The organism is Okeania sp. SIO3B5, assembly GCF_010692555.1.
In the GTDB taxonomy this organism is placed as follows: domain Bacteria; phylum Cyanobacteriota; class Cyanobacteriia; order Cyanobacteriales; family Microcoleaceae; genus Okeania.
Window position 1 is genome coordinate 1 of record NZ_JAAHHG010000426.1, and the last position, 8795, is coordinate 8795.

Here is an 8795-nt window from a genome sequence, read left to right on the forward strand (position 1 = left end):
TTTTGACTTTTGACTTTCGTGATTTGAGCTGATAAAACCTTACTTTTAACTTTTGAATTTTGACTTTTGAATTCAGTGATTTGAGCTGATAAAACCTTACTTTTAACTTTTGAATTTTGACTTTTGAATTTCGTGATTTGAGCTGATAAAATCTTACTTTTAACTTTTGACTTTTGACTTTTGACTTTTGAATTTCGTGATTTGAGCTGATAAAACCTTACTTTTAACTTTTAACTTTTGACTTTTTGATTCCGTGATTTGAGCTGATAAAACCTTACTTTTAACTTTTAACTTTTGACTTTTTGATTCCGTGATTTGAGCTGATAAAACCTTACTTTTAACTTTTAACTTTTGACTTTTTAATTCCGTGATTTGAGCTGATAAAACCTTACTTTTAACTTTTAACTTTTGACTTTTTAATTCAGTGAAACGATATTACTTCTCAGTAAATTCCCAAACTCCATCCCAATTTTTAGGCACACCAGTTATTGTTAACTCCTCAATTCTTTCCAAATAAAGTTGAGAAGTTTTGTCTGAAGAATTAACTGCTAATACTTTCTCAAAATAACTCTTAGCACCAACCAAGTCTCCCAAACGATAACACTCTAAACCTAATTTAAAATCTGCCTGAGTTCTTAATTTTAATTCTCGCACAAAATCTACTTCTCCATCCAACACTTCATAAACATTAATCGGTTCATCGCTACCCTTAACATATGCCCTATCTAGAAATCTAATTTGATATTTCCGAGGATTTTTTAAACTCTTAAAAGCTGACTCAGAAATTAATAAAGAAACCCCATAATACTTAGTCAAACCTTCTAAACGTGAAGTCAAATTCACATTATGAGAAATTGCATCTCCTGACATCCGAGTTTCCTCTCCCACTATACCAACCATAATATGACCCCAATGAATACCTATACCAATTTTAATCGGAAACAAACCATCTACCGAACTGAGAATCTGATTATATTCTTGTAATTTCTGAAGTTGAGAAATAGCCGACTGTACAGCATCATCAACACCATCAGGAAATACCGCCATAATACCATCTCCCATAAACTTAATAATCAACCCATTGCAAGCACGAACTTCTGGACAAACTTTTTGTAAATAAGCATTCACAAAAGCAAAAGTTTCTTGAGAAGTCATCTGCTCAGATATACTCGTAAACGAGCGAATATCAGAAAAAAATATAGCCATATTCTTACTCACACGATCGCCTAATTTCACATCAAGAATATTTTCTTTTGATAGCAGTTTTACATATTCCTGGGGTACAAAACGCTCGTAGGAATTAGTTATTTTTGATAATTGAATATGAGTTTTAATTCTAGTTAATAATTCATCTTTAGCAAAGGGTTTAGTCAAATAATCATTAGCACCAAACTGAAAACCCATAACTAAATCCGCGACTTGATTTTTAGCAGTCAACATCAAGATGGGCAAACTCTGAGGAGGATATTTTTCCCTAATTTTAGCGCAGACTTCATAACCAGACATATTAGGCATCATGACATCTAGTAAAATCATATCAAAATTGTTATTATCCAAAACTGCCAAAGCTTCTTTTCCATTTGATGCTTGAGTAACTTGATAGTTATTAGCCTTGAGGTAGTTGTTTAAAACTTGAATATTTATCGGTTCATCATCAACAATTAAAAGGTGGAAATCTCCCCCAGCTAAATAATTTTCATTGGGTGTGATGTCTACAGATGCTTCTACTCCCTCAATGAGATAATGAATACTGTTAACTGTAGGGACAAGAAAACTAGAAGATTCGGCTACAGATTGTTGAGAAATGGGTAGAGTAAAACTAAAACTAGAACCGACACCGACTTCAGAATTAACCCAAATATGACCGCCGTGGAGTTCGACTAATTGTTTTGTGACTGCTAACCCTATACCTGTACCACCATATTTTCTAGCTGTGGAACCATCTCCTTGTTCAAAAGATTCAAAGATGCTGTCTAGTTTATTAGCGGGAATACCAATACCAGTATCAGAAACAACAATCTTCAGTTGTTGAGGTTGTTGATATTGGTCTGTATTTTGATTAAAGTAGTATGATCTGGGGGGTTGAGAGGTAATTACCGTGGCAGAAATTTTCACTTGGCCAGACTCAGTAAATTTGATGGCGTTGCCAATTAAGTTGTAAAAAATTTGTTGCAAGCGATTTTCATCAGCGGACACTGGAGGCAAATTTTGGGGAATAGCATTGATTAATTGTAGATTTTTTTTATTGACTAATAGATTTAAAGTAACTACTGTTTCTACAACCGCAAAAAGATCGACAGGTTTAATTTGTAATTCTAGTTGATTGTATCTAATTTTAGAAAAATCAAGAATGTCGTTAACTAGATTAGAAAGACGACGAGCGCTAGAAACAATCATGTTTAAATTGGAAATAATTATTGGGTTGATTTCCCTTTTTCTTTCTAGCAGAAATTCGCCAATACCAATAATGCCATTGAGTGGAGTTCGTAATTCATGAGAGGTATTAGCTAAAAATTCGTCTTTGAGACGGTCTAGTTTTTTGAGTTCTTGGTTTTGTGTTTCTAGGGTTTCAAAGGAGTTTTTGAGTTGAGCTGCCATAAGGTTAAAAGACCGGGCAAGTTCTCCAACTTCGTCGCTACGGTCAATTTTAAGTTCGTTTTCCCATTTGCCTTCCGCAATTTCTTTAGCTGCAGAATTAACTTGTAATATTGGTTTAGTAATCCAATAAGTAGTAACTATTCCTACTAATATAGCTACCATCAGAGCAGCAATACTTAATAAAATGGTGGTACGGGTGTTGGCATCGATCTTTTCCATGAAATCACGTTCGGGAACGATGACAATTATTAGCCAATCAATACCTTTACCATCTTGAACTGGCATGATGCTAGCGTAATACCATTCTCCTTCAATGGGAAAATTAAGTTGTTCACCCCGATTAATTTCTTTGAGGTTACCAAATGTTTTTTTTAGATATTCTGCTGTGACTCTTAATATGGTATTATTACTATCAAGAGCTTGTAAACGTTCTATTTTTCTATTTTTACCAGATTCAGTAATCACAAACGGTTCAGAAATCAGGGAACTAGCAATTAAATTTCCCGATCGCTCTATGATAAAACTTTGTCCATTGGGACTAATCTTTAAGTTCTTGAGGAATTCTGTAATCTGTGTCAAGCTGCTTTCATTGGCTAAAACACCGATTAACTTATTATTAGAATCAAAGACGGGTTTAACAGCAGCTATATCTAAAGAAGAATTAGAACCAGAAAAGGCTGAATAAATAGGACTCCATGTAGGTTTACCTAGTTGTTTTGCTGCTTGATACCAGGAACGAATCCGAGGATCGTACTCTTTGACTTTCAATAATTTGCCGATATTGCCACGATCGTCTAGCTGATAAACTTGACGCAATGGTTGAGTAGCTTTAGTACGAATTCTCAAGACAATTTCTTCGCTATCGGGATTAATTTCAACGTTAATAAACTCTCCTTGTTCGTTGCCAAAGAAAAGATCTGTTTCCGATTTTCCCTGTTTGACAATTTGCCAAAAGTAGAGTCGCATTGTGTTAAAATCATAGACATTAAAGTTACGACTTTCAATTGCCTCATTGGTGAATCTTAGCACTTGATGGGACTTGTTAAGATACTCTAAAATGTGCTGCTGAATACGAGTGCTAATTTCCCTAGTTAATTGATTTGCGATGCTCTCAACAGATTGGTGTCCATTGGTAAAAGAAAAATATCCTACTAATCCAACGGCAGTAACAATTTGTACAATAAATGGGACAATCAGAACAGTTTTTAGGGGAAGTTTATTAAACATTTTGCCCAGGTATTAACGAAGTCAGAAGTCAGGAGTCAGAAGTCAGAAGTCAGAAGTTGTTTTTGTAACGGGGATTTTGAGCAACCCCCCCCAACTTGAATGTCGGAAAGGGGTCTCCTGTTATACGAATGTTAACGGGAGGGGAATTGCCGACCAATAAATGGCGAAACATCCGCTTAATGTCATCTCGGATAATTCGGTAAGCCCTAATTATTATTATATTTACTTCTCGCTCTCGGACGTTGTATGCAACGTCATATCATGTCCGGTTGAATAATTAGACTTTGGTGGAAGGAAGGCAGCTATGCTGGAGGCAGGAGGCAGAAGGTTTTCTCAAGAGTGTCACCTTAATTTTATACACGCTCCGATGCTATCGGACATGATATCACTACCTACTTCTCTACTCCCCATGAGGAAACGGAGACACGGGGACGCAGTGTGTCGGTGACATCCTATCTCCGCGTCTCCCCATCTCCCCATCTCCCCATCTCCCCATCTCCCCATCTCCCCATCTCCCAATCTCCCCATCTCCCCATCTCCCCATCTCCCCCATGAGGAAACGGAGACACGGTGACACGGTGACACGGTGACACCCCCTCTCCCCCTCTCCCCATCTCCGTGTCCTCAAGAATCCCCTCTCCGCGTCTCCCCCTCTCCCCCTCTCCGTGTCCTCAAGAACCCCCACTCCTTACTTCTCGGTAAATGCCCAAACTCCATCCCAGTTTTTCGGCACACCAGTTATTGTTAACTCCTCAATTCTTTCTAAATAAAGTTGAGATGTTTGATCTGAACAATTAACTGCTAATACTTTCTCAAAATAATTCTTAGCAGCAACCAAATCTCCCAAACGATAATACTCTACAGCTAGTTCAAAATCTGCCTGAGTTTTTAATTTTAGTTCTCGGACAGAATCTACTTCCCCATCAAGCACCTCATAAACACTAATCGGTTCATCTCTACCCTTAACAGATGCTCTATCTAAAAATCTAATTTGATATTTTTCAGGATTTTTTAAACTCTTAAAAGCTGACTCAGAAATTAATAAAGAAACCCCATAATACTTAGTCAAACCTTCTAAACGTGAAGTCAAATTTACATTATGAGAAAGTGCATCTCCTGACATCCGAGTTTCCTCTCCCACTATACCAACCATCATGTGACCCCAATGAATACCAATTCCGATTTTCATCGGAAACAAACCCATAGCTTTTAAAGTTTGATTATATTCCTGTAATGTCTGAAGTTGAGAAATAGCTGACTGTACAGCATCATCAGCGCCTTCGGGAAATACAGCCATAATCCCATCTCCCATAAACTTAATAATTAAACCTTTATAAGCACGAATTTCCGGACAAACTTGTTGTAAATAAGCATTGACAAAAGCAAAAGTTTCTTGAGAAGTCATCTTTTCAGATATACTCGTAAAAGAGCGAATATCAGAAAAGAATATAGCCATCTTTTTACTCACCCGATCGCCTAAATTAACATCAAGAATATTTTCTTTTGATAGCAATCTGACATATTCGTGTGGTACAAAACGTCCGTAAGCATTAGTAATTTTTGATAGCTGAAGATGAGTTTTAATCCGAGTTAATAATTCATCTTTAGCAAAAGGTTTAGTCAGATAATCATTAGCACCAAATTGGAAACCCATAACTAAGTCAGCTACTTGATTTTTAGCAGTTAACATCAAGATGGGCAAACTATGAGGAGGATATTTTTCCCGAACTTTAGCACAGACTTCATAACCAGACATCTTGGGCATCATTACATCTAGTAAAATCATGTCAATATTCTGTTCTTGCTCCAAAGCTGTCAAAGCGTCTTTTCCGTTTAACGCTTGGGTGACTCTGTAGTTCTTAGCTTTGAGATGATTATTCAAAACTTGAATATTTATAGGTTCATCATCCACAATCAAAATATGAAAGTTACTATTATAAATATTAGTATCAACAGGAGTTGTTTCTTCAGGAATTTCTATTTCCTCTTCGATATAATGAACAGTGTTTATTGTTGGAGTATTAGAAGTTTCTGCTACAGTTTCTTGAGAAATTGGTAAGGTAAAAATAAAGCGGGAACCAACATCCACTTCAGACTCTACCGAAATATGACCGCCGTGGAGTTCAACTAATTGTTTTGTGACTGCTAACCCTAAACCTGTACCACTATACTTCCTTGCGGCAGAACCTTCAGCTTGCTCAAAAGATTGAAAGATCCGGTCTAATTTCTCAGTAGGAATACCAATGCCAGTATCAGAGACAGTGATCGCTAGTTTTTCTGTATCCAGGTCAGAGCGATCGCCATTTTGAGATTTTGTAGGACGACTGCTAACTAATGCGGCTGAAATTTCAATTACTCCAGATTCAGTAAATTTGATAGCATTACCAATTAAATTATAGAAAATCTGTTGCAAACGATTTTCATCAGCATAAACTGGAGGTAAATTTTTGGGAATACTGTTGATTAATTGCAGGTTTTTCTTTTTTATAGAAACTTGGCTTAAAGCTACCACTACTTCAACCACTCCACGCACATCAACTGGTTTCATGTGCAGTTCTAATTTTTGATGTCTGAGCTTTGAAAAGTCAAGAATATCGTTGACGAGATTAGATAGACGACGAGCGCTATAAACTATCATACTTAAGTTGGAAGTGGCGACCGGATTCAACTCTCCAGTGCTATCTTCCAAGATAAATTCACCAAGACCAATAATTCCATTAAGTGGGGTTCGGAGTTCGTGGGAAGTGTTAGCTAAAAATTCGTCTTTGAGGCGGTCTAGTTGTTTGAGCTGCTCATTTTGTGTTTCTAGAGTTTGAAAAGAATTTTTAAGTTGAATTGCCATGAGATTAAAAGAGTTGGCAAGTTCACCTACTTCATCACCACGGTTAATATTGAGTTGATTTTCCCATTTCCCTTGAGCGATTTCTTTAGCCGCAGAATTAAGTTGTAAAATAGGTTGGGAAATCCAGTTCGTGGTGACTATTCCTACTAAGATAGCTACAATCAGAGCAGCAAGACTGAATAAAATTGTGTTCTTGGTGTTGGTGTTAATTTTTTCCATGAAGTCATTTTCGGGAACGACTACAACTACTAACCAGTCTATACCTTTACCATCCTTAACTGGCATTATGCTAGCGTAATGCCACTCTCCATCAATCAGAAAATTGATTTGTTTGCTACGTTCAATTTCATCAAAATTACCGAACTGTTCTTGTAGGTGTTTCGCCGTAGAACTTACTGTAATGTTATCGCTATCAATAGCAGATAAGCGTTCAATTTTTTTCTTATTATCAACTTCAATAGTGAGGAATGGTTGGGAAATTTGAGAACTAACAACTAAATCCCCCGATCGCTCCATAATAAAACTTTGTCCATTGGGACTAATATTTAAGTTTGTGAGAAATTCTGTAATCCTGGTCAAACTGGTCTGATTTGCTAAAACCCCGATTAATTGGCCAGTAGAATTAAAAATGGGTCTGACAGCGGATATATCCAAAGATGTATTAGCACGAGAGAAAGCTGGATAAATAGAACTCCATGTGGGTTGACCAAGTTTTTTTGCCGCCTTATACCAAGGGCGAATCCGGGGGTCATACTCTTTGACTTTCAGAAACTCTTCTGCATTACCTTGAGAATCTAGCCGATAAATTTCACGAACTGGTTGAGTAGCTATAGTACGAATCCGGAAGACAATTTCACCATTATCAGGATTAAGCTCAACACCAATAAATTCCCCCTGCTCATTACCGAAAAAAAGGTCACTTTCCAAATCCCCTTCTTTGATAATTTGCCAGAAATAGGCTCGCATTGCCCCAAAATTGTAGACATCTAAATTGTCACTTTCAATTGCATCATTAGTTACTCTTAGTACCTGATAAGATTTGTTGAGATAACTTAAAACGTGCTGTTCAATACGGGTGCTAATTTCCTTAGTTAACTGGTTTGCCAGAGTATCAACAGTTTGGCGTCCATTGGTAAAAGAAAAATATCCTACTAATCCCACAGCACTAACAATTTGTAGAATAAAAGGAACAATAAGGACAGTTTTGAGAGGAAGTTTGCTAAACATTTTGCCCAGTGTGAAAGATAGAGGTCTAAATAACATAAAAGTTTTAAGTTTATTTCTAATATATCTCTGAACTTGAATTTAGTCATGCCAATTTGAAAAAAGTAATGTTACAAATTATAGGAAACAATTAATAATTAATAATTAATCATTAATAATTAATAATTATTAATTAGGGCTTACCGATCTAATCTAAAAGCATTTATAGATAAAAGTTTTGGGTGCATCTCATATTTGCAAAAATACTTTTCTCCTATATATTCCCTGTTCCCTGTTCCCAGCTCCGGTGTTCCCTAAAAGCGATAAATTTTTGGCTTTATTCACGCATTGAGATGCACCCAAAGTTTTAGCCTTTTTATATCTGAAAAAAGTACCTACCTTTCAGCTATTTATACTCAAAAAAGTGCCCATTTTGGACAGGATAGTAGCCCAAAATTTACTCCCCTACTCCCCCGTTCCCTTACCGAATTATTAATTATTCATTATTAATAATTAAATAATTATGGTTTATACCAATTTGATAAATGTTTGCTACAAATAGGTAGAGTATTTCTTAGAATCCAGCAATTCTGCAATCCAGAATTCGTATGGGGATAGATTTAATACCATTTTTGATGTTGTAAATTATCTTTTTCGTCAAATAGACTTTATTTGAAAGTTTATTTATGATTTTTATTATTCGTAACATTCTTTTTTCAAAATGGTATTATACCAATTTGATAAATGTTTGCTACAAATAGCTAGAGTATTTCTTAGAATCCAGCAATTCTGCAATCCAGAATTCGTATGGGGATAGATTTAATACCATTTTTGATGTTGTAAATTATCTTTTTCGTCAAATAGACTTTATTTGAAAGTTTATTTATGATTCTTATTATTCGTAACATTCTTTTTTCAAAATGGT

The 8795-nt window shown here is 35.9% G+C and carries 4 protein-coding genes; all 4 read right to left on the reverse strand.

Annotated features, from left to right (window positions below; genetic code table 11):
- Positions 1-435: 435 nt before the first annotated feature.
- The gene (locus F6K54_RS34285) at positions 436-3825 is read right to left on the reverse strand and encodes a response regulator (RefSeq protein WP_293088063.1); all 3390 of its coding nucleotides are present in this window, start codon (positions 3823-3825) and stop codon (positions 436-438) included.
- 342 nt (positions 3826-4167) lie between these two features.
- The gene (locus F6K54_RS34290) at positions 4168-4353 is read right to left on the reverse strand and encodes a hypothetical protein (RefSeq protein WP_293088064.1); all 186 of its coding nucleotides are present in this window, start codon (positions 4351-4353) and stop codon (positions 4168-4170) included.
- The gene (locus tag F6K54_RS34295) at positions 4278-4439 is read right to left on the reverse strand and encodes a hypothetical protein (RefSeq protein ID WP_293088066.1); all 162 of its coding nucleotides are present in this window, start codon (positions 4437-4439) and stop codon (positions 4278-4280) included. Before F6K54_RS34295 ends, F6K54_RS34290 begins: the two co-directional genes overlap by 76 nt.
- 74 nt (positions 4440-4513) lie before the next feature.
- Positions 4514-7930 carry a response regulator gene (locus tag F6K54_RS34300; RefSeq protein WP_293088067.1) on the reverse strand — a complete coding sequence of 1139 codons (3417 nt, stop codon included), beginning with the start codon at positions 7928-7930 and terminating at the stop codon, positions 4514-4516.
- Positions 7931-8795: the final 865 nt, after the last annotated feature.